This is a genomic window from Streptomyces sp. B8-7, assembly GCF_058833805.1.
Genome location: NZ_JBYRRL010000005.1, coordinates 675813 through 701276, shown reverse-complemented (window position 1 = coordinate 701276; position 25464 = coordinate 675813). Strand labels below are relative to the sequence as shown.

11 protein-coding genes are annotated in these 25464 nt (G+C 74.1%); 10 read left to right on the top strand and 1 reads right to left on the bottom strand.

Going from position 1 to position 25464, the window contains the following annotated elements; all coding sequences use genetic code 11:
* The first annotated feature begins 112 nt into the window (after nt 1-112).
* The 6 genes from glgX (at nt 113) to AC5K6T_RS27170 (ending at nt 12689) form a co-directional block, all read left to right on the top strand.
* On the top strand, nt 113-2365 hold the full coding sequence (glgX, locus tag AC5K6T_RS27195) for a glycogen debranching protein GlgX (protein ID WP_493213103.1): 2253 nt from the start codon (nt 113-115) through the stop codon (nt 2363-2365).
* Nucleotides 2366-2720: 355 nt separating this feature from the next.
* Complete coding sequence (locus AC5K6T_RS27190) at nt 2721-4571, top strand: ABC transporter ATP-binding protein (protein ID WP_493213101.1); 1851 nt, start codon at nt 2721-2723, stop codon at nt 4569-4571.
* Nucleotides 4568-6457: an ABC transporter ATP-binding protein gene (locus AC5K6T_RS27185; RefSeq protein WP_493213099.1), complete on the top strand. Its 1890-nt coding sequence runs from the start codon at nt 4568-4570 to the stop codon at nt 6455-6457. Before AC5K6T_RS27190 ends, AC5K6T_RS27185 begins: the two co-directional genes overlap by 4 nt.
* Before the next feature lie 152 nt (nt 6458-6609).
* The gene (locus AC5K6T_RS27180; RefSeq protein ID WP_493213098.1) at nt 6610-8580 is read left to right on the top strand and encodes an ABC transporter transmembrane domain-containing protein; all 1971 of its coding nucleotides are present in this window, start codon (nt 6610-6612) and stop codon (nt 8578-8580) included.
* Nucleotides 8577-10391 (top strand): ABC transporter ATP-binding protein, encoded by a 1815-nt coding sequence (locus tag AC5K6T_RS27175; RefSeq protein WP_493213096.1) that lies wholly within the window; start codon nt 8577-8579, stop codon nt 10389-10391. The genes AC5K6T_RS27180 and AC5K6T_RS27175 overlap by 4 nt, the downstream gene beginning before the upstream one ends.
* Before the next feature lie 261 nt (nt 10392-10652).
* Nucleotides 10653-12689: a M4 family metallopeptidase gene (locus AC5K6T_RS27170; RefSeq protein WP_493213095.1), complete on the top strand. Its 2037-nt coding sequence runs from the start codon at nt 10653-10655 to the stop codon at nt 12687-12689.
* A gap of 214 nt (nt 12690-12903) precedes the next feature.
* Here AC5K6T_RS27170 and AC5K6T_RS27165 read toward each other — a convergent pair whose 3' ends face one another.
* Nucleotides 12904-15525, bottom strand: coding sequence for a glycosyltransferase family 1 protein (locus tag AC5K6T_RS27165; RefSeq protein WP_493213093.1), 2622 nt, complete (start codon nt 15523-15525; stop codon nt 12904-12906).
* Between the two features lie 1065 nt (nt 15526-16590).
* Here AC5K6T_RS27165 and AC5K6T_RS27160 point away from each other — a divergent pair.
* The 4 genes from AC5K6T_RS27160 to glgB all read left to right on the top strand — a co-directional run bounded on the left by AC5K6T_RS27160 (nt 16591) and on the right by glgB (nt 25371).
* On the top strand, nt 16591-18771 hold the full coding sequence (locus tag AC5K6T_RS27160; protein WP_493213091.1) for an alpha-1,4-glucan--maltose-1-phosphate maltosyltransferase: 2181 nt from the start codon (nt 16591-16593) through the stop codon (nt 18769-18771).
* Nucleotides 18768-20498, top strand: a complete 1731-nt coding sequence (gene treS, locus AC5K6T_RS27155) for a maltose alpha-D-glucosyltransferase (RefSeq protein ID WP_493213089.1) — start codon at nt 18768-18770, stop codon at nt 20496-20498. The genes AC5K6T_RS27160 and treS overlap by 4 nt, the downstream gene beginning before the upstream one ends.
* A gap of 190 nt (nt 20499-20688) precedes the next feature.
* Nucleotides 20689-22248: a maltokinase N-terminal cap-like domain-containing protein gene (locus AC5K6T_RS27150; protein WP_493213087.1), complete on the top strand. Its 1560-nt coding sequence runs from the start codon at nt 20689-20691 to the stop codon at nt 22246-22248.
* Between the two features lie 42 nt (nt 22249-22290).
* The gene (glgB, locus tag AC5K6T_RS27145; RefSeq protein ID WP_493213085.1) at nt 22291-25371 is read left to right on the top strand and encodes a 1,4-alpha-glucan branching enzyme; all 3081 of its coding nucleotides are present in this window, start codon (nt 22291-22293) and stop codon (nt 25369-25371) included.
* Nucleotides 25372-25464 lie beyond the last annotated feature (93 nt).

The window sequence follows — 25464 nt, the reverse complement described above, 5'->3', positions numbered from 1 at the left end:
TGCGACCCGAGCGGTGGGCAGAACAGGGGAAAGGGACGACACGAGCCGAGGCGAGGGCGTGGGCCGGCGCGCCCTTTTCCGTGTCGCGCCACGAGCCGCGGGAGGCCGACAGGTGTCGAGCGCAGCCGAGCAGGAGACGGTGGCCGTCCAGGACGGGCGGGCGGCGGCCGTCGTCGAGGGGGCCCCCGCCAGGCGCGGGTCCCCGGTCCCCGCCGTGCCCGTGTGGCCGGGGTCGTCCACCCCGCTGGGCGCCCGGTTCCGGGCCGGTCCCGGCCGGGTGGCGGGCACCAACTTCGCGTTGTGGGCCGGCGGCGCCGAGGCCGTCGAGCTGTGCCTGTTCGACGAGGAGGGCCGGGAGACCCGGGCCCGGCTGACGGAGCTGACGCACGAGATCTGGCACGGCTTCGTGCCGGGAGTGCTGCCCGGCCAGCGCTACGGCTACCGGGTGCACGGCCGCTGGGACCCCTGGACCGGCGCCCGCTGGAACCCGGCCAAGCTGCTCCTCGACCCGTACGCCCGCGCGGTGGACGGCGACTTCGGGCCCGGCGGGCTGGCGCCCGAACTGTACGGGCACGTCCGCGACTGGCCGCAGCAGCACGTCGCCGACACCGTCCGCGACGACCGCGACTCCGCCGCGTACGTCCCCAAGGGCGTCGTCGTCCATGATGACGACGACTGGGCGGACGACCGCCGGCCGAAGACCCCGTGGGCGGACTCGGTGATCTACGAGCTGCACGTGCGCGGCTTCACCCGGCTGCACCCCGGCGTGCCGCCCGAGCTGCGCGGCACCTACGCCGGGCTGGCGCACCCGGCGGCGGTCGAGCACCTGACCCGTCTCGGCGTCACGGCGGTGGAGCTGCTGCCCGTGCACCAGTTCGCCCACGAGGACCATCTGCTGCGCCGGGGCCTGCGCAACTACTGGGGCTACAACTCCGTCGGCTACTTCGCCCCGCACGCCGCCTACGCCGCCTCCGGCACCGCCGGGCAGCAGGTCGGCGAGTTCAAGCGGATGGTGCGGGCACTGCACGCGGCCGGCATCGAGGTCATCCTGGACGTGGTGTACAACCACACCGCCGAGGCGGGCGAGCTGGGTCCGACGCTGTCGCTGAAGGGCATCGACAACCGCGGCTACTACCGGCTGCAGCAGGACGCCCGCCGGTACGCCGACTACACCGGCTGCGGCAACACCCTGCACGTGGTCCAGCCGCAGGTGCTGCGGCTCGTCACCGACTCCCTGCGCTACTGGGTGACGGAGATGGGGGTGGACGGCTTCCGCTTCGACCTGGCGGCCGCGCTGGCCCGCTCGATGCACGACGTCGACATGCTGTCCCCGTTCCTCGCGGTGATCGCGCAGGACCCGGTGCTGCGGCGGGTGAAGCTGATCGCCGAGCCGTGGGACGTCGGCTCCGGCGGCTACCGGGTCGGCGGGTTCCCGCCGCTGTGGACGGAGTGGAACGACCGCTACCGCGACGCCGTACGGGACTTCTGGCGGGGCGCGCTGCCCGACGTGCGCGATCTCGGCTACCGGCTCTCCGGGTCCAGCGACCTGTACGCCTGGGGCGGCCGCCGCCCCTACGCCTCGGTCAACTTCGTCACCGCGCACGACGGTTTCACGCTGCGGGACCTCGTGTCGTACGAGCGCAAGCACAACGAGGCCAACGGCGAGGACAACCGGGACGGCACCGACGACAACCGCTCCGTCAACTGCGGCGCCGAGGGCGACACCGACGACGAGGAGGTGCGCGCGCTGCGGCGGCGTCAGCTGCGGAACCTGCTGTCCACGCTGCTGCTGTCCACGGGCGTGCCGATGCTGGTCGCAGGGGACGAGCTGGGGCGCACCCAGCACGGCAACAACAACGCCTACTGCCAGGACAACGAGACCGGCTGGGTGGACTGGTCGCTGCTCGCGGACCCCGGCTGGAAGGCGCTGTACGAGCTGACGTGCCGGCTGATCGCACTGCGCCACCGCCATCCGGTGCTGCGCCGGCGGGCGTTCTTCTCGGGGCGGCCGCACTCGGCGGACGGGCTGCGGGACCTGGCCTGGTTCACCGGCCGGGGCACCGAGATGACGGAGGGGGACTGGTACGCGCCCGCGGCCACGCTGGCCATGTACCTGTCCGGCCGGGACATCCCGGGCCGCGACGAGCGGGGCGTGCCGGTCCTCGACGACAGCTTCCTCGCGGTCCTGCACGCCGGCGACCGCCCGGCGCCGTTCGTGCTGCCGGGCCCGCCGTGGGCGGAGCACTACGAACTCGTCGTCGACACCTCCCGGGAGGAGCAGGACGCGGCCCCCGGGGTGATGCACCGGGCGGGTGAGCCGGTCACCGTCCCCGCGCGGTCGGTGCTGCTGCTGAAGGCGCGCTGACCGCCCCGGAGGGGATGCCCCGGGCGGGGCCGGCCCCGCCCCCGAACCGACACCGGGCGGACGCGGAGCGGAAACCGAGCGGGCCCCGAACAGGCGGGGAGCAGGCGGGGAGCAGGCACCGGACCGGGGCCCGGAGGACGGGCCCGGGGGACGGGGCGGGAGAACGGCGCCGGAGAACGGGGCACAGGCCGGGTCGTGGGCCGGGTCGTGGGCCGGGTCGTGGGCCGGGTCGTGGGCCGGGTCGTGGGCCGGGTCGTGGGCCGGGTCGTGGGCCGGGTCGTAGGACCGACGGCCGAGGGCGGCCGGGCCGAAACTCGGTAGGCAGTGTCAGTGGTGAACCGTAGGCTCGCTGCTGATGTCCACGACACGTGCAACCTCCCAGGACCGCTCCACCGTCCGCAGCCTGCTGCGTCTGTGGCCGTACGTCCGGCCCGTCCGCGTCCGGCTGTTCACGGCCGCGTTCGTCGCGGTGACCGCCTCCTGCGTGGGACTCGTCATCCCGCTGGTGCTGAAGTGGGTGGTGGACGGGCCCGTCGCCGGCCGCGACCCGGCGGGCGTGTGGCTGGGCGCGCTGTACCTGCTGCTGCTCGGGATCGCCGAGGCCCTGCTGTTCGGCTTCCGGCGGTGGCTGGTGGCGAGGCCGCTGTCGGGGGTGGAGGCGGCGATGCGGGCCGACCTCTACCGGCATCTCCAGCGCCTGCCGGTGTCCTTCCACGACCGGTGGGCCTCGGGCCAGCTGCTGTCGCGCGGCACCACCGACCTGATGCTGCTGCGCATGTTCCTCGCGTTCCCGCTGACCTTCCTCCTGGTCAACGGGGTGACGATCCTGGTCGGCGTGATCATCATGCTGGCCCAGGACCTCGTCCTCGGCCTGGTCATCCTGATCCCGACCGTGCCCGTGATCGTCACCTGCGTCGTCTTCGAGAAGCGCTACGCCCTGGTGGCCCGGCGCGCCCAGGACCAGGTCGGCGACCTGACCACGGTGGTGGAGGAGAGCGTCCTCGGCGTCCGCATCGTCAAGGGCTTCGGCCGGCACCGCAGCCAGGCCCGCGCCTTCCGCGACCTGTCCCGCACCCTGCGCGGCACCGAACTGCACAAGGCCCGGCTGCTGGCGACGATCTGGGCGGTCATCGTCACCCTGCCGGAGCTGGCCATCGGCGCCGCGCTGGTGCTGGGCACCGTACGGGTCGCGGACGGCGGGCTGTCCGCGGGCACGCTGGTGGCGTTCCTGTCCACGGCGCTGGCCCTGCGCTGGCCCGTCGACTCCATCGGCTTCCTGCTCGCGATGAGCCAGGAGGCGGCGACCGCCACCGAACGGTACTTCGAGGTGATGGACGCTCGGCCGGAGGACGCCGGCGGAACCGCGACCGCGCCCCCCGCCGGGACCCGGGGCACGCGCTCCGCCGGGCGCCCCCCTTCCGGGCACCGGGCCGGGCACCCGGCCGGGCCCGCCGGGAACGACGGACTCCGCTTCCACGGGGTGACGTTCCGCTACCCCGACGCCCCCGCCGGGGCGCCGCCCGTCCTGGACCGGGTGGACCTGCACATCAGACCCGGCGAGTCGATGGCCCTGGTCGGCGCCACCGGCAGCGGCAAGACCACGCTCACCGCCCTCGTCCCCCGCCTGCACGAGCTCACCGGCGGCCGGATCACCGTCGACGGCGTGGACATCACCGCCCTGCCCCGGCAGGAGTTGCGCGCGCTGATCTCGGTCGCGTTCGAGGAGCCCACCCTGTTCTCGGCGAGCGTCGGCGAGAACGTGCTGATGGGCGCGGGCGAGGACGCCGGGCACGAGGACCTCGCGCGGGCCCTCGGCATCGCCCAGGCGGACTTCGCGCACGCCCTCCCCCAGGGCACCGACACCCAGGTCGGCGAGCAGGGGCTGAGCCTCTCCGGGGGGCAGCGGCAGCGGCTCGCCCTGGCACGGGCGGTGGTCGGCCGGCCGCGCTACCTGGTCCTGGACGACCCCCTGTCGGCGCTGGACGTGCACACGGAGGCCGCGGTGGAGGCCGCGCTGCGCCGGGTCCTCACCGACACCACGGCCCTGATCGTCGCCCACCGGCCGTCCACGGTACTGCTCGCCGACCGGGTCGCCCTGCTCTCCGGCGGGCGGGTCACCGCCGTCGGCACCCACCACGAACTGCTGCGCGGCAACGCCGAGTACGCGCACCTGATGTCCGGAGCGGACGAGGAGGCCCAGGTATGACGGTGACCGCCGCCGGCACCGGGACGCGGGAGCCCGCCGAGGAGGACCCCGGCCGGCCCGGCGGCCCCGGCGGTTCCGGCGACCCCGGCGGCCCCGGCGACCCCTTCGACAGCGACACCCTGCCCGCCCCGCCGGGTGCGGTCGGCGCCCTGCTGCGTTCGCTGCTCGTGCCCCTGAAGGGCAGGGTCGCGCTGACGGTGCTGCTCCTGCTGCTCCAGCAGGCCGCGGTCCAGGCGGGCCCGCTGCTGGTGGCGTACGCCATCGACGAGGCCGTGCCCGCCTTCCGCGCGGACGACCGGGGTCCGCTGGTCGTGGTGGCGGTGGGCGGTGCGCTGAGCGCGCTGGCCTCGGGCGTGCTGCAGTACGCGTTCATCGTCGCCTCCGCGCGGGTCAGCCAGGACGTGCTGCTGGACCTGCGCGGCCGGATCTTCCGTCACGCGCAGGCGCTCAGCGTCGACTTCCACGAGCGGTACACCTCGGGCCGGCTGATCTCCCGCTCCACCACGGACGTGGAGTCGCTGCGCGAGCTGCTGGACGAGGGCCTGCAGGAACTCGTGACGGTGGTGCTGTCGTTCGTCTACATCTCCGCGCTGCTGCTCTGGCTGGACCTGGGGCTGGGCGCGGTCGCGGTGGCGTCGTTCGGGCCGCTGTACGCGCTGGTGCGGCTGTACCAGCGGCGGGCGGCCCGGGTGTACGAGGAGCGTTCGACCGCGATCGCGCGGCTGATCGTGAAGTTCGTGGAGACGATGAACGGCATCCGCCCGGTGCGCGCCTTCCGCCGCGAGGCGGTCAACGACGCGGGCTTCCGGGTGCTGAACGGGCACCACGAGCGCACCAACGGGGACGCGCTGCTGGAGATGGCCCGCTATGTGGTCGGCTCCCGGCTGGTGGCGAACACGGCCGTGGCCCTGATCGTGCTGTGGGGTGCCTGGCGGGTGGCCGACGGCTCGCTGGCGCTCGGGGTGCTGGCGGCCTCGGTGCTGTACCTGCGACGGCTGTACGACCCGATCGACCGGCTCGGCATGTTCCTCAACTCCTACCAGTCGGCGGCCGCCTCGCTGACGAAGATCGCCGGGCTGCTGGCGCAGACGCCGACGGTGCCGGAGCCGGCCGAGCCCCGGGAGCTGCCCGCGCGGCGGAGCGGCCTGCCCGGCCGCGAGGTGGTGTTCGACGGGGTCCGGTTCGCCTACCGCACCGGCGGCGAGGTGCTGCCCCGCTTCGACCTGACCCTGCCGGCCGGACAGACCGTCGCCGTGGTCGGTTCGACCGGCGCGGGCAAGTCGACGCTGGCGAAGCTGCTCGCCCGGTTCTACGACCCGACCGACGGGCGGGTCCTGCTGGACGGCGTGGACCTGCGCGACCTGGCCGTGCCCGAACTGCGGCGCGGGGTGGTGATGGTGACCCAGGAGGCGTTCCTGTTCTCCGGCACGGTCGCCGAGAACATCGCGATCGGCCGCCCGGACGCGACCCGCGAGGAGATCGAGCGGGCGGCGAAGGCGATCGGCGCGCACGACTTCATCGGCTCCCTGCCCGACGGCTACGACACCGACGTCCGCAAGCGCGGCGGCCGGATCTCCGCGGGCCAGCGCCAGCTGGTGTCCTTCGCACGGGCGCTGCTGGCCGACCCGGCGGTACTGATCCTGGACGAGGCCACCAGCTCACTGGACATCCCCGGGGAGCGGGCGGTGCAGCGCGCGATGGCGACGGTGCTGAAGGGCCGTACGGCGGTGGTGATCGCACACCGGCTGTCCACGGTGGAGATCGCCGACCGGGTGCTGGTGATGGACGGCGGCCGGATCGTGGAGGACGGTACGCCCGCCGAGCTCGTCGCCGGCACCGGCCGGTTCGCCGCACTGCACCGCGCGTGGCGCGACAGTCTCGTATGACACGGCCGTCACGACGGCCCGGAGCGCGACGGCCCGGTACGACGGGACGGGCGGGGGCCGGACCGGCCGGGCGGACGTCCGCGGCCCGGCCGGCCGGGCGGATGTCCGCTGCCGGACCGGCCGCGGTGGCGTCCGGGGTGGGACCACGGCGGGTGCCGGTCGACGCCCACGCGGACCCGGGTGAGCCCGACCGCCGCAGCGCGGCCCGCTACCTGTGGTGGCTGGTGGCCTGCCAGCCCGGCCGTTCGGTGGCCGGGGCGGTGCTCGCCAGCGTGTGGATGGTGGGGCTGGCCGCGACGCCGTACCTGATGGCGCGGGCGGTCGACGAGGGCCTGGCGGCCGGCGACCGCGGGGCGCTCGCCGGATGGTGCGCGGCCCTGGTCGGGGTGGGCGCGGTGAACGCCTGGCTCGGGATGCTGCGGCACCGCACCATGACCCGGATGCGGATGGACGCCCACTTCCGCACCGTGAAGGTCCTCGTCGACCACGCGGTGCGGCTCGGTGCCGCGCTGTCGCGGCGGACCGGGGCCGGCGAGGTGGTCACCATCGGCGTGGGCGACGTACAGACCGTCGCCACGTCGCTGACGGCGGTGGGGCCGGGGCTCGGGGCGCTGGTCGCCGTCGCCGCGGTGGCGGCCCTGCTGCTGTCGGTGTCCGGGCCGCTGGCCGTGGTGGTGCTGCTCGGGGTGCCGGTGCTGGCGCTGCTGGTGGGACCGCTGATGCGGCGTCTGCAGGGCCGGGAGTCCGGCTACCGCGAGCGGCAGGGCGCGCTGACCGCCCGGATCGCCGACCTCGCGGGCGGCCTGCGGGTGCTGGGCGGCCTCGGTGGCAAGGACCTGTTCGCGGCCGCCTTCCGGCGCGACTCGGCGCGGCTGCGGGAGCAGGGCTACCGGGTGGGTGCGGTGACCAGCTGGCTGGAGGGGCTCGGGGCGGGTCTGCCGGTGCTGTTCCTGGCGGTGGTGACGTGGCTCGGGGCGCGGCTGGCGGTGCGCGGCGAGATCTCGGTGGGCGACCTGGTGTCCGTCTACGGCTATGTGGCGGCCCTGATGTGGCCGGTGGCGTTCCTGGTGGAGTGCGGCGGGCAGATCAGCCGTGCCCTGGTGGCCGCGGACCGGGTGGCGGGATTCCTGCGCCTGGAGCCGGACGCCCCGTCGGGCACGGCCGTCGCCCCCGCGGGGCCGTCCGTGCTGGCCGACCCCGCGTCGGGCGTGACCGTGCGGCCCGGCGGTCTCACGGCCCTGGCGTCGGCCCACCCGGCCGATGCCGCCGGTGTCCTCGAACGCCTGGGCCGCTACACGCCGTCGTCGGTCACCTGGGGCGGCGTGCCGCTGGCCGAGGTGCCCCTGCCGGCGGTCCGCTCGCGCATCCTGCTCGCCGACCCCGAGGCGGACCTCTTCACCGGGCCGCTCGCCGACGTGCTCGGCGCGCAGCGGCCGCCGGGGCGGCCGGGGCGCGGTACGTCGCCGCGGGCCGCGGGCCCCGGCGCCCCGGACATGGCGGGGGGCACGGCGAGGGGGGCGTGGGCGGCGTCGCGCCGCGGCACGGGAGTCCCGCGCGGAGCCGGAGCCGCGCCGCGCGAGGCCGCAGGCCCGTGGCACGGCGCCGCGGGTGCGCCGCGCGGCAGGGCGGGCGCGGGCGGGCCGGACGGGTCCGCGCGGGCGCCCGTGCCCGGTCCGCGGGACGCGGCGGACCGGTGGACGACGGAGGCCGACGTGGACCGGGCGCTGTACGCGGCCGCCGCGGACGACGTCGTGCACGCCCTGCCCGACGGCCTCGGCTCGCTGATCGACCCGCAGGGCCGCAACCTCTCCGGCGGCCAGCGCCAGCGGGTGCGCCTGGCGCGTGCCCTGCTGGCCGATCCGGAGGTGCTGCTGGCCGCGGAGCCCACCTCGGCGCTGGACGCGCACACCGAGGAGCGGGTCGCCGAGCGGCTGAGGGACGCCCGCCGGGGCCGTACCACCGTGGTGACGAGTACGTCGCCGCTGGTGCTCGGCCGGGCCGACACCGTGCACTACCTGGCCGACGGCAGGGTCGTGGCCACCGGGACGCACACCGAACTGCTGGAGGGCGAGCCGGGGTACCGGGCGCTGGTGGCGAGGAGCGACGAGGAGGCCGTGGGATGAGCGCAGGGCAGCTTCCGGTGGCCGGGCCGGCCGAGGTGCGCCGGGCTGCGCTGCGGCTGGTCCGGGCGGACGGGCGGGCCTTCGCCGCCGTGCTGGCCCTGAACGCGGCGGCGGCCGCGGCCGGGACCGCGGGGCCCTGGCTGGTGGGGCGGATCGTGGACGAGGTGCGGGGCGGCGCGGGAGTGGCGGTCGTGGACCGGCTGGCGCTCGGCATCCTGCTGTGCGCGCTGGCCCAGCTGCTGCTGGCGCGCTGGGCCCGCCTCGTGGGGCACCGGTTCGGGGAGCGGACCCTGGCCCGGGTGCGGGAGGAGTTCGTGGACCGGGCCCTGGCCCTGCCGGTGTCGGCGGTGGAGCGGGCCGGCACCGGGGACCTCACCGCGCGCGGCACCGCCGATGTCGCCGCGGTCGGCACGACGCTCCGCGACGTGGGTCCGGACCTGCTGGTCAGCACCGTGCAGGCGGTGTTCGTGCTCGGCGCGCTGTTCGCCGTCGACCCGGTGCTCGGCGCGGCGGGGCTGCTGTGCCTGGTGCCGGTGCACGGGGTGCTGCGCTGGTATCTGCGGCGGGCGCGGGACGGCTACCTGGCGGAGGGCGCGGCCGTTTCGCGGGTCGCGGAGATCCTCGGCGCGACGGCGTCCGGGGCGCGCACGGTGGAGGCGTTCGGGCTGGGCGCGCGGCGGACGGCGGCGAGCCGGGAGGCGCTGGAGGAGCTGCGGCGGGCCCGCGAGCGGACCCTGTTCCTGCGCTCGGTGTTCTTCCCGGCGGTGGAGGTGACGTACGTGCTGCCGGTGGCGGGCGTGCTGCTGCTGGGCGGGGTGCTGCACGCGCGGGGCGCGGTGAGCCTGGGTGCGGTCGTGGCGGCGGCGCTGTACCTGTACCGGTTCGCCGATCCGCTGGACCAGATCCTGATGCGGATGGAGCAACTTCAGGCCAGCGGCGCCTCGTTCGCACGGGTCGAGGGACTGGCCGCCGGGGCGCCGGGGGCGTTGGGGCCCGAGCCGCCGGAACCGGCGCACGACCGGATCGACGTGACCGGGGTGCGCTTCTGGTACGACCACGGCGGCGAGGTCCTGTGCGGGGTGGACCTGAGCGTGCGCCCCGGGGAGCGGCTGGCGGTGGTGGGTCCGTCCGGGGCGGGCAAGACGACCTTGTGCCGGCTGCTGGCGGGGGTCGACGCACCGGGCGAGGGCGCGGTCACGGTGGGCGGGGTGCCGGTGGCCTCGCTCGGCCCGGAGCGCCTGCGCCGGCAGGTCGTGCTGGTCACCCAGGAGCACCATGTGTTCCTCGGCACCGTCCGGGACAACCTGCGCCTGGCTGATCCGGGCGCCGGGGACGAGGAGTTGTGGCAGGCGCTGGCCGTGGTCGGGGCCGACGGATGGGTGCGCGCCCTGCCGGACGGCCTGGACACGGAGGTGGGAGCCGGAGCAGGCGCGGGTCCGGGCGCCGGGGGCGTCCGGGTGGACGGGGCCCGGGCGCAGCAACTGGCCCTGGCCCGGGTGGTTCTCGCCGATCCGCACACGCTGGTCCTCGACGAGGCGACGGCCCTGCTGGACCCGGCGACGGCCCGGCACGCCGAGCGGGCGCTGGCGGCGGTGCTGCGGGGGCGCACGGTCATCGCGATCGCGCACCGGCTGCACACCGCGCACGACGCCGACCGGGTGGCGGTGATGGAGGACGGGCGGATCGCCGAACTGGGCACGCATGAGGAGTTGCTGACCGCGGACGGGCCCTATGCGCGGCTCTGGCGGACCTGGCACGACGAGGGATCCCTTCCCCGGCGGGGCGCCGTCGGGGCGCCTGCTCCCGATTGATCCGGATATCGGACGGCCATTCCCGGCCAGCGGACGATTTCCAGCCAACCTTTTGACGCGCTCCTGACAGGAGCCTGGGTCTCCTGCCACTCTTCCCAAGGTCACCCCACAGCAACCCCACGTCCAGACGGACTCCCGCTGTGGGTGATGAGGCAGCTCTGACGCACGTGGTATCCGCACCGCACCGTTCTGCCCGGTCGGCCCACCCGCCGCCCGGTCTCCCCCGGCCGCGCGACCCGCGGCCCGCAGAAGGAGTCAGTGTTGAGCAGCAGTTCCGCCCACAGACGCACCTCCCACACCCGTAAGGCCGCGGCCGTCGCCCTCGTCGGCGTCTCCGCGCTCCTGGCCGCCGCCGTCCAGGTGGGCGCGGCCGCCGCGGCACCCCAGGCCGCCCCGGCTCTCGGCAAGGTCGACCCGGGCGCCCTTCCGGCCAAGCTCAGCGCCTCGCAGCGGGCCGAGCTGATGCGGGAGGCCGACTCCGGCCGGGCGGACACCGCCCGCGCACTCGGCCTCGGCGCCAAGGAGAAGCTGGTCGTCCGCGACGTGGTCCAGGACCGCGACGGCACGGTCCACACCCGCTACGAGCGCACCTACGGCGGTCTCCCCGTCCTCGGCGGCGACATGATCGTCTCCACCGCGAAGGACGGCACCCGCGAGGGCGTCGTGAAGGCGACGCGGGCCGCCATCAAGGTCGCCTCGGTCACCCCGTCGGTCACCTCGGGCCACGCCGAGAAGCAGGCGCTGAGCGCCGCCAAGGCCGAGCGCGCCAAGAGCCCGGACGTCAACAAGGCGCCGCGCAAGGTGATCTGGGCCGCGACCGGCAAGCCGGCCCTCGCCTACGAGACGGTCGTCGGCGGCTTCCAGCACGACGGCACCCCGCAGGAGCTGCACGTCGTCACCGACGCCACCTCCGGGGCCAAGCTGTTCGAGTGGGAGGCCGTCGAGACCGGCACCGGCAACACCGTCTACAGCGGCACCGTCCCGCTGACCACGACCCAGTCGGGGTCGACGTACAACCTCACCGACGGCGCGCGCGGCGGCCACAAGACGTACAACCTCAACCACGGTTCGTCCGGCACCGGCACGCTGTTCTCCGGCTCCGACGACGTCTGGGGCAACGGCAGCCCGTCGAACCTGGAGTCGGCCGGCGCCGACGCCCACTACGGCGCGGCGATGACCTGGGACTACTACAAGAACGTGCACGGCCGCAACGGCATCCGCGGTGACGGCGTCGGCGCGTACTCCCGGGTCCACTACGGCAACAACTACGTCAACGCCTTCTGGTCGGACAGCTGCTTCTGCATGACCTACGGCGACGGCTCGGGCAACTCCAAGCCGCTCACCTCCCTCGACGTGGCCGGCCACGAGATGACCCACGGTCTGACCGCAGCCACCGCGAAGCTGGTCTACAGCGGCGAGTCCGGTGGTCTGAACGAGGCCACGTCCGACATCCTCGGCACGTCGGTCGAGTTCTACGCCAACAACTCCAGCGACGTCGGTGACTACCTCATCGGCGAGAAGATCGACATCAACGGCAACGGCACGCCGCTGCGCTACATGGACAAGCCGAGCAAGGACGGCGCGTCGAAGGACAACTGGTACTCCGGTATCGGCAACATCGACGTGCACTACTCCTCCGGCCCCGCGAACCACTTCTTCTACCTGCTCAGCGAGGGCAGCGGCACCAAGGTCATCAACGGTGTCACCTACAACTCGCCCACCGCGGACGGCCTTCCGGTGACCGGCATCGGCCGCGCCAAGGCGGAGCAGATCTGGTTCAAGGCGCTCACCACCAAGTTCAGCTCGAACACCAACTACGCGGGCGCCCGCACCGGCACCCTGGCCGTGGCCGGTGAGCTGTACGGCACCACCAGCACCGAGTACAAGGCGGTGCAGGACGCGTGGGCGGCCGTCGCGGTCGGCTCGCGTTCCGGTGGCGGCGGTGGCGGCACGTCGTTCGAGAACACCAGCGACGTGTCCATCCCGGACTACGGCTCGGCGGTCACCTCGTCGATCACCGTCTCCGGCGTCAGCGGCAACGCGCCCTCCAACCTCCAGGTCGGCGTGGACATCATCCACACCTGGCGCGGTGACCTGGTCATCGACCTGGTCGCCCCCGACGGCTCGACGTACCGGCTGAAGGACTTCAGCGCCTGGGACTCGGCCGACAACGTCCAGGAGACCTACACGGTCAACGCCTCCAGCGAGGTCGCCAACGGCACCTGGAAGCTGCGGGTCCAGGACCAGGCGCGGTACGACACCGGCTACATCAACAGCTGGAGCCTGACCTTCCCGTAGGCCCGTAGGCCCGCAGGCCCGTAGGCCCGTGAGCTCATGAGCCCGTGAGCGCACGAGCACGCGAGCCCGTGAGCCCGTGAGCCCGTACGAGGGGAGCGCGCCGATCCGGCGAGCACTCCCCGCGTCCGCCCCGGTGGCCGGTCCACCGGGGCGGACGCGTGTGCCCCGCCGGCCGGGACGTGGCACGGACGCCCCGGCCCGGCCGGCGCCCGGGTCACCGCATCAGCACTCCCGCCGCCTCCACCAGTTCCTCCGACGGCAGGGCCACCAGCCCCAGTTCGGCGCCGGAGGCGAGCAGCGGGTGTGTGGGCAGCACCCGCACCGTGTAGCCGAAGGGCCCGGTCCGGTTGAGTGCGAGGGGGCCCTCGTAGGACCAGCGGCCCTCCAGGTCGGGGCCGCCGCCGACCGGCTTCAGGGCCGTCGACGAGGCGTCGGTCAGACTGTCCCCGCCGTCCACCCGGCCCGACACCGCCTGCACCTCCACGTCGTCCGGAGCGAGCTCGCCGAGGCGCACCCGGACCCGGAGGGTGAGGGTGGAGCCCAGTTCGGCGGTGTCCGTCGACGCGGACGTCTCCACGTGGTCCACCGCGACGGCCGGCCAGGCCTGGCGCACCCGGCGCTTCCACCCGGCCAGGTCGCTCGCCGAACCGGCGTCCATCGCGCGGTGGGCGTGCGCGGCCGGCAGGTACAGCCGCTCCACGTACTCCCGCACCATGCGGCCGGCCAGCACCTTCGGCCCGAGCAGGGTGAGGGTCTGGCGGACCATCTCGATCCACCGCTCCGGCAGCCCGGCCCGGCCGCGCTCGTAGAAGCGCGGGGTGATGCGCTGCTCCAGCAGGTCGTACAGGGCGGCCGCCTCGATGTCGTCCCGGCGGTCGGGGGCGGTGGCGGCGCCGTCCGCGGTGGGGATCGCCCAGCCGAAGTCGGGCTGGAACCACTCGTCCCACCAGCCGTCCAGGACGGACAGGTTGAGGCAGCCGTTGAGGGCGGCCTTCATCCCGCTCGTGCCGCACGCCTCCAGCGGGCGCAGCGGGTTGTTCAGCCAGATGTCGCAGCCGGGGTAGAGCTTCTGCGCCATCGCCATGCCGTAGTCGGGCAGGAAGACGATGCGGTGGCGGACCTTCGGGTCGTCGGCGAACCGCACCAGCTCCTGGATCAGCCGCTTGCCGCCCTCGTCCGCCGGGTGGGCCTTGCCCGCGACGACGATCTGCACCGGCCGCTCGGGGTGCAGCAGCAGCTCCGTGAGCCGCTCCTGGTCGCGCAGCATCAGCGTCAGCCGCTTGTACGAGGGGACGCGCCGGGCGAAGCCGATGGTGAGCACGTCCGGGTCGAGGACCTGGTCGATCCAGGAGAGCTCCGCGGTGCCCGCGCCGCGCTGCCGCCAGGAGGCGCGCAGCCGGGCCCGCACCTCGGTGACGAGCTGCTCGCGCAGGCTGCGGCGCAGCTCCCAGACGTCCTGGTCGGGAATGTCCGCGACGGCGTCCCAGCGCTCGGAGCCGCCCACCGTGAGGGCGTCCTCGGTGCGCTGCGCGCCGGCCCGCCGGGCACCGAGCCGCAGCACCTCGGGGGCGACCCAGGTGGGGGCGTGCACACCGTTGGTGACGGAGGTGATGGGCACCTCGTCGGCGTCGAAGCCGGGCCACAGGCCGGAGAACATCTCCCGGCTGACGTTGCCGTGCAGTAGGGAGACCCCGTTGGCGCGCTGCGCGAGGCGCAGGCCCATCACGGCCATGTTGAACAGGGCGGGCTCACCGCCCGGATAGGTCTCCATACCGAGCCGCAGCACGCGCTCGACGTCGATGCGCGGGAGTTCGGCGTCGGGCCCGAAGTGGCGGGCGACCAGCGTGCGGTCGAAGCGGTCGATGCCGGCGGGGACGGGGGTGTGGGTGGTGAAGACGGTGCCGGCCCGTGCCGCCTCCAGGGCGGAGTCGAAGTCGAGGCCCCGGTCGCACAGCTCGGCGATACGCTCCAGCCCGAGGAACCCGGCGTGCCCCTCGTTGGTGTGGAACACCTCCGGTTCGGGGTGACCGGTCAGCCGGCAGTACGTGCGCACCGCCCGGACCCCTCCTATGCCGAGCAGCATCTCCTGCAGCAGCCGGTGCTCGCTGCCGCCGCCGTAGAGCCGGTCGGTGACGCCGCGTCCGGCCGTGTCGTTCTCCTCGACGTCCGAGTCCAACAGCAGCAGCGGGACCCGGCCGACCTGGGCGAGCCAGATCCGGGCGTGCAGCGCCCGCCCGCCGGGCAGGGCGAGGGAGAGCCGCGCGGGTGTCCCGTCGGACTCCTCCAGGAGGGCCAGCGGCAGCTCGTTGGGGTCGAGGACGGGATAGTGCTCCTGCTGCCAGCCGTCCCGGGACAGGGTCTGCCGGAAGTAGCCGTGCCGGTACAGCAGGCCGACCCCGATCAGCGGCACGCCCAGGTCGCTGGCGGACTTCAGGTGGTCGCCGGCCAGGATGCCGAGGCCGCCCGAGTACTGGGGCAGGGCGGCCGTGATGCCGAACTCGGGCGAGAAGTAGGCGACGGCGGCCGGCAGCCCGGCGGGCTGCGCCTGGTACCAGCGGTCGCCGTGGACGTAGTCGGCGAGTTCGTCGACGGCCGCGGTCAGGCGGCGCAGGAAGCGGCGGTCCCCGGCCAGTTCGGCGAGCCGCTGCGGCGGCACCCCGCCCAGCAGCCGTACGGGGTCGCCGTCCGACGCGGCCCACCGCTCGGGGTCCACCGACTGGAACAGGTCACGGGTCTCGGCGTGCCAGGACCAGCGCAGATTGCGCGCCAGCTCGCTCAGGGGGCGGAGGGGTTCGGGGAGAACGGGTCGGACGGTGAATCGACGGATCGCCTTCACATTCCACCTCGGCGCGATAGCGGATGGGACGGCACGGTGGTGTGCGTCCCAACGTCCCTCATGACGTTACCGGCGCCGGTGCCGACCTCGCTGGACCTCCCGCCGACGACCTCTTCCGCCGGTTGGGCCGGATCTGCACCCCGGCTGTCCCGGCACCCCCGCGACCGGCCCTGACACCGCCTCCGGCCGGGCCGCCCGCCCGCGGCCGTCCTCTCCGGCCCGCGGCCCGAGCTCTCCGGTGCGGCCGGACGGGCCCAAGGGACGGAGGCGGGGTCCGGGGCGCGGGAAGGGGCCGGGGAAGGGAGACGGGAGACGGGAGAGGGGAGACGGGAGACGGAGGAAGGGAGACTGGGGAAGGGGGCAGGGGGAAGAGGGAAGGGCCGAGCGGCGGAATCCGGCCGGATCGGGGGCGGCCGGGCGCCGGACCGGGGGCGGATCCGCGCCGCGGCCCGGCCGGGGGCCGCGGGGACGGCCGGGCGGCGCGGCGCCACCTGGGACGGCACGGGGCTGCACGGGGCGGCACGGGGCGGCACCGGGCGGCCCACCGGGGGCGGCCCGTGCACGGTCGCGGGGTGCCGCCGACACCCCGCATGACCTGTTCGCCTACGGCGTGTCGATCAGATCCGAGCGGTGCAGCGACGAGACTGTGCCCGTGACTCTCACCGGTACGTCCATGGCCGTTCCGCGCGCGGCCGGATCCGCGGCGGTGCTCCTTTCCGGACATCCGCTGGCCTCACCCGTACGGGCCGCGAACCGCGCGCCCGGAGCGACGGCATCCGGCAGGATGTCCGGAAGGGGACCGGGCCCGCGGAACGCACTGCGGTGCCATCGGCGCCGGTGACGGAGGTGTGGCAGGACCGGCCCCGTTCACCCGGAACGGGGCCGGTCTTGTGCCATGACGAACGCATGAGTAGTTAACACAGTGCCGGATTGCCCACCCGAATAGGGTGGGAAGGCTCCTGCGGTACGCCTCACCGGTTCCGTCGCAGGAACACCAGCAGGTACACCAGCAGGACCACTCCCCCAGCCATCCGCCCACCCACGTTGACGCGGACAGGAGCGGTGATGCCCGCCAAGCACCACACGTCGGCAGTACCGACGCCCAGTACCGAACCGACCCCCGGACGATCGTCGCCCGCGCGCAGACAGACCGCGCGGCCGCCCGCCGCGGGCCGGCCCGCGGCCCGCAAGACCCCCTCGGCCGCGGCCGGTACGACCGGTACGGCCGTCGGGCGCATCCCCGTCCTCGACGTGCGGCCGGTGGTGCAGCACGGCCGCCGGCCCGCCAAGGCGGTCACCGGCGAGGAGTTCGAGGTCTCGGCGACCGTGTTCCGGGAGGGCCATGACGCCGTGGCGGCGAACGTGGTGCTGACCGACCCGAAGGGCCGGCCGGGCCCGTTCACCCGGATGCGTGAACTGGCGCCCGGCACCGACCGCTTCGGCGCCACGGTCAGCGCGGACCGGCCCGGCCACTGGACCTACCACGTGGAGGCGTGGGGCGACCCGGTCGCCACCTGGCGGCACCACGCGGGGATCAAGATCCCGGCGGGGATCGACACCCGGCTGGTCCTGGAGGAGGGCGCGCGGCTGCACGAGCGGGCCGCCGCGGCCGCCCCGAGAAACGGCGGGTTCCGCAAGGTCCTGCTGGCCGTCGCGAAGACGCTGCGCGACGACCGGCTGCCGGTGGCGTCGCGGCTGGCGGCGGCGCTGACGCCGGAGGTGGACCGGGTGCTGGCGGCGCATCCGCTGCGGGACCTGGTCACCGCCTCACCGGCGATGCCGCTGCTGGTGGAACGCGAACGCGCCCTGTACGGCTCCTGGTACGAGTTCTTCCCCCGCTCCGAAGGCACCCCCGAACAGCCCCACGGCACCTTCCGCACCGCCGAACGCCGCCTGGCCGCCATCGCCGCCATGGGCTTCGACGTCGTCTACCTCCCCCCCGTCCACCCCATCGGCACCACCCACCGCAAGGGCCGCAACAACACCCTCACCCCCGCCCCCGACGACGTCGGCGTGCCCTGGGCGATCGGCTCCCCCGAAGGCGGCCACGACGCCGTCCACCCCGCACTGGGCACCGAGGACGACTTCGCCCGCTTCGTCGCCCGCGCCGCGGAACTCGGCCTGGAGACGGCCCTCGACCTCGCCCTGCAGTGCTCCCCCGACCACCCCTGGGTCGGCAAACACCCCGAGTGGTTCCACCACCGCCCCGACGGCTCCATCGCCCACGCCGAGAACCCCCCCAAGAAGTACCAGGACATCTACCCCCTGGCCTTCGACACCGACTTCGACGGACTGCTCGCCGAGACCCTGCGCGTCCTGCGCCACTGGATGCGCCTGGGCGTGCGGATCTTCCGCGTCGACAACCCCCACACCAAACCGCTCGTCTTCTGGGAACGGCTCCTCGCCGACATCGGCCGCACCGACCCCGACGTGATCTTCCTGGCCGAGGCCTTCACCCGCCCCGCCATGATGCACGCCCTCGCCCAGGCCGGCTTCCAGCAGTCCTACACCTACTTCACCTGGCGCAACACCAGACAGGAACTCACCGAGTACCTCACCGAGCTGACCGGCGAGGCCGCCTCCTACATGCGCCCGAACCTGTTCGTGAACACCCCCGACATCCTGCACGCCTACCTCCAGCACGGCGGCCGCCCCGCCTTCGAGGTCCGCGCCGTGCTCGCCGCGACCCTCTCCCCCGCCTGGGGCGTCTACTCCGGCTACGAACTGTGCGAGAACACCCCCCTGCGCGAGGGCAGCGAGGAGTACCTCGACTCCGAGAAGTACCAACTGCGCCCCCGCGACTGGGACACCGCCGAACGCGAGGGCCGCACCATCACCCCGCTGATCACCCGCCTCAACGCCCTGCGCCGCAAGCACCCCGCCCTGCGACGCCTGCGCAACCTGCACTTCCACCACGCCGACCAGGACGCGGTGATCGCCTACTCGAAGCGGAGCGGGTCGAACACGGTTCTGGTGGTCGCCAACCTCGACCCGCACCACACCCAGGAGGCCACGGTCTCGTTGGACATGCCGCAACTCGGCCTGGACTGGCACGAGTCCGTGCCGGTGTGCGACGAGCTCACCGGCGACACCTATCACTGGGGCAGGGCCAACTACGTGCGCCTGGGACCCGGCGCGGCACATGTGCTGCACGTCGGCCGGGCGGCCGGGGACGACTCCCCGGAGCAGCACGGCGGAGCCCTGCGACCGTCCAACCCGCAGATCGGAGGGTCACCCATAAAATGATCGTCAACGAGCCTGTCCCGGACACCTTCGAGGACACTCCCGCCAAGGACCGGGACCCGCAGTGGTTCAAGCGGGCGGTCTTCTACGAAGTCCTGGTGCGCTCCTTCCAGGACAGCAACGGCGACGGTGTCGGCGACCTGAAGGGCCTGACCGCCAAGCTCGACTACCTGCAGTGGCTGGGCGTCGACTGCCTCTGGCTGCCGCCGTTCTTCCGGTCCCCGCTCCGCGACGGCGGCTACGACGTCTCCGACTACACCGCCGTACTGCCCGAGTTCGGCGACCTCGCCGACTTCGTCGAGTTCGTCGACGCCGCCCACCAGCGCGGCATGCGCGTCATCATCGACTTCGTCATGAACCACACCAGCGACCAGCACCCGTGGTTCCAGGAGTCCCGCAAGGACCCCGACGGCCCCTACGGCGACTACTACATGTGGGCCGACGACGACAAGCAGTACGACGACGCCCGGATCATCTTCGTCGACACCGAGGCCTCCAACTGGACCTTCGACCCGGTACGCAAGCAGTACTTCTTCCACCGGTTCTTCTCCCACCAGCCCGACCTCAACTACGAGAACCCGGTGGTGCAGGAGGAGGTGCTGTCGGCACTGAAGTTCTGGCTGGACCTCGGCATCGACGGCTTCCGCCTGGACGCGGTGCCCTACCTCTACGCCGAGGAGGGCACCAACTGCGAAAACCTTCCGGCAACGCACGCCTTCCTCAAACGGGTCCGCCGGGAGATCGACGCCCACTACCCGGACACGGTGCTGCTGGCGGAGGCCAACCAGTGGCCGGAGGACGTCGTCGACTACTTCGGCGAGTTCCGCGGCGGCGGCGACGAGTGCCACATGGCCTTCCACTTCCCGGTCATGCCGCGCATCTTCATGGCGGTGCGCCGCGAGTCCCGCTATCCGGTCTCCGAGATCCTCGCCAAGACGCCCGCCATCCCCTCGGGCTGCCAGTGGGGCATCTTCCTGCGCAACCACGACGAGCTGACCCTGGAGATGGTCACCGACGAGGAGCGCGACTACATGTACGCCGAGTACGCCAAGGACCCGCGCATGCGGGCCAACATCGGCATCCGCCGCCGCCTCGCACCCCTGCTGGACAACGACCGCAACCAGATCGAGCTGTTCACCGCCCTGCTGCTGTCCCTGCCCGGCTCACCGATCCTCTACTACGGCGACGAGATCGGCATGGGCGACAACATCTGGCTCGGCGACCGCGACGCCGTCCGCACCCCCATGCAGTGGACACCCGACCGCAACGCCGGCTTCTCCACCGCCGACCCCGGCCGCCTGTTCCTGCCGACCATCATGGACCCGGTCTACGGCTACCAGGTCACCAACGTCGAGGCGTCCATGTCGTCGCCCTCCTCGCTGCTGCACTGGACCCGCCGCATGATCGAGATCCGCAAGCAGAACCCCGCCTTCGGCCTCGGCAGCTACACCGAACTGCAGTCCTCGAACCCGGCCGTACTGGCCTTCCTGCGCGAGCACGGCGACGACCTGGTGCTGTGCGTCCACAACTTCTCCCGCTTCCCCCAGCCGACCGAGCTGGACCTGCGGAGCTTCTCCGGGCGACACCCGGTGGAGCTGATCGGCGGGGTGCGCTTCCCCGCCATCGGCGAACTGCCGTACCTGCTCACCCTGGCGGGCCACGGCTTCTACTGGTTCCGGCTGCGCAAGGACGCGGGGCCGGGACCGGCCGGACACCCCCTGGTGCCGTGACCGGCGGGGCCCGCCGCCGCATCCGCCGCGCCGCACGGCGCGAGGCGGACGACGGGCCCGGAACCCCTGAGCGGGGCGGTTTCCCCCGTCCCGCCCGGGGCACGCATCAGTAACACCCCGCCCATCGCGTGAGCCGAGGGGGCCGGACCTCCCCTTGAGGCGCAGCGCACCTGGGGAAAGGACGCACGCCATGTCGGAAGCCGTCACCCGCCCCGTTCTCTCCGCCGCCGGGCTGCTCGCGTCGCTCGACCCCCTGTTGCGCGGCTGGCTGCCCCGGCAACGCTGGTTCGCGGGCAAGGGGCGTCCGGTCGCCGGGTTCTCCCCGGTGGCGGTCACCGGGCTGCTGCCCGCCGGCGGCCCGCTGGACCTGTATCACCTGCTCGTACGCGTCGACCAGCCGTCGCCGTCGGGCGGCCCGGCCGGGCCGGGCGACTGCTACCAGTTACTGGTGGGCGTGCGCGACGCGCTGCCGCCACGGCTGGCACCCGCGCTGATCGGCCATGTCCGCGGCGGCCCGCTCGCCGGGCGCACCGTCTACGACGCCCTGTACGACCGGCGCCCCGCCGAGATCCTCCTGGAGGCGCTGCGCACCCGCGCCCGGATCGGCGCCCTGCGGTTCGAGGGGCCCGAGGACGAGGGGCCCGAGGACGGTGGGCCCGAGGACGGTGCGGACGCGTCCCGGGGCCCGGGACGGCCGCAGGCGCCGACGGTGCCCGGTGTGCAACGGGGCCTCCGGGGCCCCGGGAGCCCGGAGGGGTTCGGGTACCCCGGCGGACCGGCGGACGTCCCCGCAGACGGTCCCGGCGCGGTGATCCGGCCCGGACTCGTCCCGCGGCTGGTCACCGCCGAGCAGTCCAACTCCTCGGTCGTCTATGGAGATACGTTCATTCTGAAGGTGCTGCGGCGGGTCGTGCCCGGTGTCAACCCCGACCTGGAACTGCCGCTGGCCCTGGCCCGGGAGGGCTGCGACCGGGTGCCCGCGCCGACGGCGTGGATACGGGCGCAGCCGGCCGACGCCCCGTACGTCCTCGGCGTACTGCAGCCGTATGTGCAGGGTGCGGAGGACGGCTGGGAGCTGGCGCTGGACCGGCTGGCCAAGGGCGAGGACTTCACCGCCGAGGCGCGCGCGCTGGGCCGGGCCACCGCCGAGGTGCACACGGCCCTGGCCCGCGCGCTGCCGACCGTCACCCTCGGCCGCGCCCAGCTGGAGCCGCTGATCGCCGGGATGCGGGAGCGGCTTCAGGCGGCGGCGCAGGCGGTGCCCGCACTGCGCCCGCACGCACCCGCACTGCACACCGCCTTCGACGCGCTGGCCGCGCTCGCCGCGCAGGGCCGTACCTGGACCGCCCAGCGTGTCCACGGCGACCTGCACCTCGGTCAGTGCCTGCGGACGCCGTCCGGCGCGTGGTCGCTGATCGACTTCGAGGGCGAGCCCGCACGGCCGCTGGCCGAACGGCGCATGCCCCAGCCGGCCGTGCGCGACGTCGCGGGAATGCTGCGCTCCTTCGACTACGCCGCGCACTCCGCCGGTTCGCCCGCGCCGGGCTGGGCGGGGGCCTGCCGGGACGCCTTCTGCACCGGGTACGCGGAGGCGTCCGGGGCCGATCCACGGTGCGAACCGGTGCTTTTGCGTGCCTATGAGACGGACAAGGCGGTTTACGAAGTGGTCTACGAGGCCCGGCATCGCCCCGACTGGCTCGCGGTCCCGCTGTCGGCGGTCCGCCGTCTCGCCTCACCCCACCCGTCCTGACCTCACCCCACACCCCCGATTCGCTCCCAGGAGGCTCAGCTCGTGACCCCCAGCTCCCCGTCCAGCGGCCCGCAGCAGAACGACACGGCCGCCGGGGCGGCCGAGGAGAAGATCCCGGCGCAGCAGGCCGCCCCCGCGCACCCGCCGGCCCCGGCGGCCCAGACGGCCCGGACGGAGGAGGCCGCGCCGGGCAGGACGGCGGCTCCGGCCGGGAAGGCGGCGGACGGACAGCCGGCGGACGGGCGGGCCGCGCCGAGGAAGGCCGCGGCGGCGAAGGAGGCCGCACCCGCCACGCCCGGCAGGACGACGACCGGGAGGACGACAACGGGGAAGACGACAACGGGGAAGACGACAACGGGGAAGACGACAACGGGGAGGACCACAGCGGGGAAGACGACAGCCGGACGGACCACGGCCGAGGGGACCGCCGCGAAGAAGGCCACGGCGGCGCCCCGGCAGACGGCGGCCGGACGGGGAACGGCGAAGAAGGCGGCAGCGGAGCAGCCGGGGGCGAAGAAGGCCGCGGCGAAGCGGACCACGGCCAAGAACTCCGCCGCCAAGAACCCCACGGCCAAGAACTCCGCCGCCAAGAACTCCGCGGCCAAGAACCCCACGACCAAGAAGTCCGCCGCCAAGGACTCCACGGCCAGGAAGGCGACTGCGCCGCGGAAGGCGCCGGCTGCGAGGAAGTCCCCCGCCCGGACCACGGCGACGTCCGCGGCGGCCGGGACGACGGCCGGCACCACCTCCGGGGCGGCCTCGGGAACGACCGCCGCGGCGGACTCCGCACCCACCTCCGGAGCCGCCTGCGAAACCGCCTCCGAAGCGAGGACGACCGCCGCCGGGACCCCCGCGAAGGCCACCGCGTGCACCACCGTGCCGGCGGCCCCGGTCACTCCCCCGGAGGCCACCCGCGCCGTCGCCCCCGCACCCGCACCGCCCCTCGACCCCGCGGACCGCGAGCGGCTGCTCTCCGGCACCCACCACGACCCTCACGCGCTCCTCGGCGTGCACCGGCACCCGGACGGTGTCGTCTTCCGCGCCCTGCGGCCGTACGCCCTCGGCGTCACCGTCGTCACCGCCGACGGCGTGCGGGCCGCCCTGCACGACGACGGGGACGGCCTCTTCTCCGGACTGCTGCCGCTGACGGAGGTGCCCGGCTACCGGCTTCAGGTGGCCTACGAGGGGACGGTCCGGGAGGCCGAGGACGCGTACCGCTTCCTGCCGGCGCTCGGGGAGCTGGATCTGCACCTGATCCGGGAGGGCCGGCACGAGCAGCTGTGGAAGGCGCTGGGCGCCGAGCCGATGACGCACGACGGGGTGACGGGCACCCGCTTCTCGGTGTGGGCGCCCAACGCACGGGGTGTGCGGGTGGCGGGCTCCTTCAACCACTGGGACGGCACCGGCCACCCGATGCGCTCGCTGGGCGGCTCGGGGGTGTGGGAGCTGTTCCTGCCGGAGGTCGGCGAGGGCGACCTGTACAAGTTCGAGATCACCCGGCCGGACGGTTCGCGCTCGCTGCGCGCGGACCCGCTGGCCCGCCGGACGGAGGCGCCGCCCGACACGGCGTCGGTCGTGCACGTCCCGCGCCACGAGTGGGGCGACGCCGAGTGGCTGGCCCGCCGGGGCGCGGTGCCGGTGCACGAGGCACCGTTCTCGGTGTACGAGGTGCATCTGCCGTCCTGGCGGCCGGGGCTGACCTACCGTCAGCTCGCCGAGCAGCTCCCGGCGTACGTGCGGGACCTCGGTTTCACGCACGTGGAGCTGATGCCGGTCGCCGAGCACCCCTTCGGCGGCTCCTGGGGCTACCAGGTCACCGGCTTCTACGCGCCGACGGCCCGGCTCGGCACACCGGACGACTTCCGCCACCTGGTGGACCGGCTGCACCAGGCGGGGATCGGCGTGCTGATGGACTGGGTGCCGGCGCACTTCCCGCGCGACGACTGGGCCCTCGCCGAGTTCGACGGCCGCCCGCTGTACGAGCACGAGGACCCGCGGCGCTCGGCGCACCCCGACTGGGGCACGCTGGAGTTCGACTACGGCCGCACCGAGGTGCGCAACTTCCTGGTGGCGAACGCCGTCTACTGGTGCGAGGAGTTCCACATCGACGGCCTGCGGGTGGACGCGGTCGCCTCGATGCTCTACCTGGACTACTCGCGGGAGCCGGGCCAGTGGGTGCCGAACGAGCACGGCGGCCGGGAGAACCCGGACGCGGTGGCGTTCCTGCAGGAGATGAACGCGACGGTGTACCGCAGGGCGCCGGGCGTGGTCACGATCGCCGAGGAGTCCACGGCCTGGGACGGCGTCACCCGGGCCACCCACCACCAGGGCCCGAGCGGGTTCGGCGGTCTGGGGTTCGGGCTGAAGTGGAACATGGGCTGGATGCACGACTCGCTGCAGTACATGCAGCACGAGCCGGTGCACCGCAAGTACCACCACCACGAGATGACCTTCTCGATGATCTACGCCTACAGCGAGAACTACGTGCTGCCGGTCTCCCACGACGAGGTCGTGCACGGCAAACGGGCGCTGGTCTCCAAGATGCCCGGCGACTGGTGGCAGCAGCGCGCCGACCACCGCGCCTACCTCGCCTTCATGTGGGCCCACCCCGGCAAACAACTCCTCTTCATGGGACAGGAGTTCGCCCAGGGCGCGGAGTGGTCGGAGCCGGACGGCCCGGACTGGTGGCTGCTCGACCCCGCCTACGGCGCCGAACCCGACCACCGCGGCGTGCGCGACCTCGTCCGCGACCTCAACACCGTCTACCGCTCGGTGCCCGCGCTGTGGCAGCGCGACACCGACCCGGCCGGCTTCCAGTGGATCACCGCCGACGCCGCCGACGACAACGTCTTCGCGTTCCTGCGGCTGGACGCCGCCGGCACCCCGCTGCTGTCGGTCAGCAACTTCTCCCCCGTCGTCCGCCACGACTACCCCCTCGGCGTCCCCGCCGGCGTCCCCGCCTGGCAGGAGGTCCTCAACACCGACGCCGCCCGCTACGGCGGCTCCGGCGTCACCACGGCACCCGGCCCCGTCACACCCGGGCCCCGCCCCGCACACGGCCGCCCGGCCGGCATCCGGCTGACCCTCCCCCCGCTGGCCACCGTCTGGCTCCGCCCGGCCTGAGCGCCGCGGCCGCGGCCGGAGGCCCCGGACGCGAGGCCTTCCGGCCGGACCCGCCCCCGGATCGGGGCGCCGGGCCCTGCCGGGGCGGGGCGG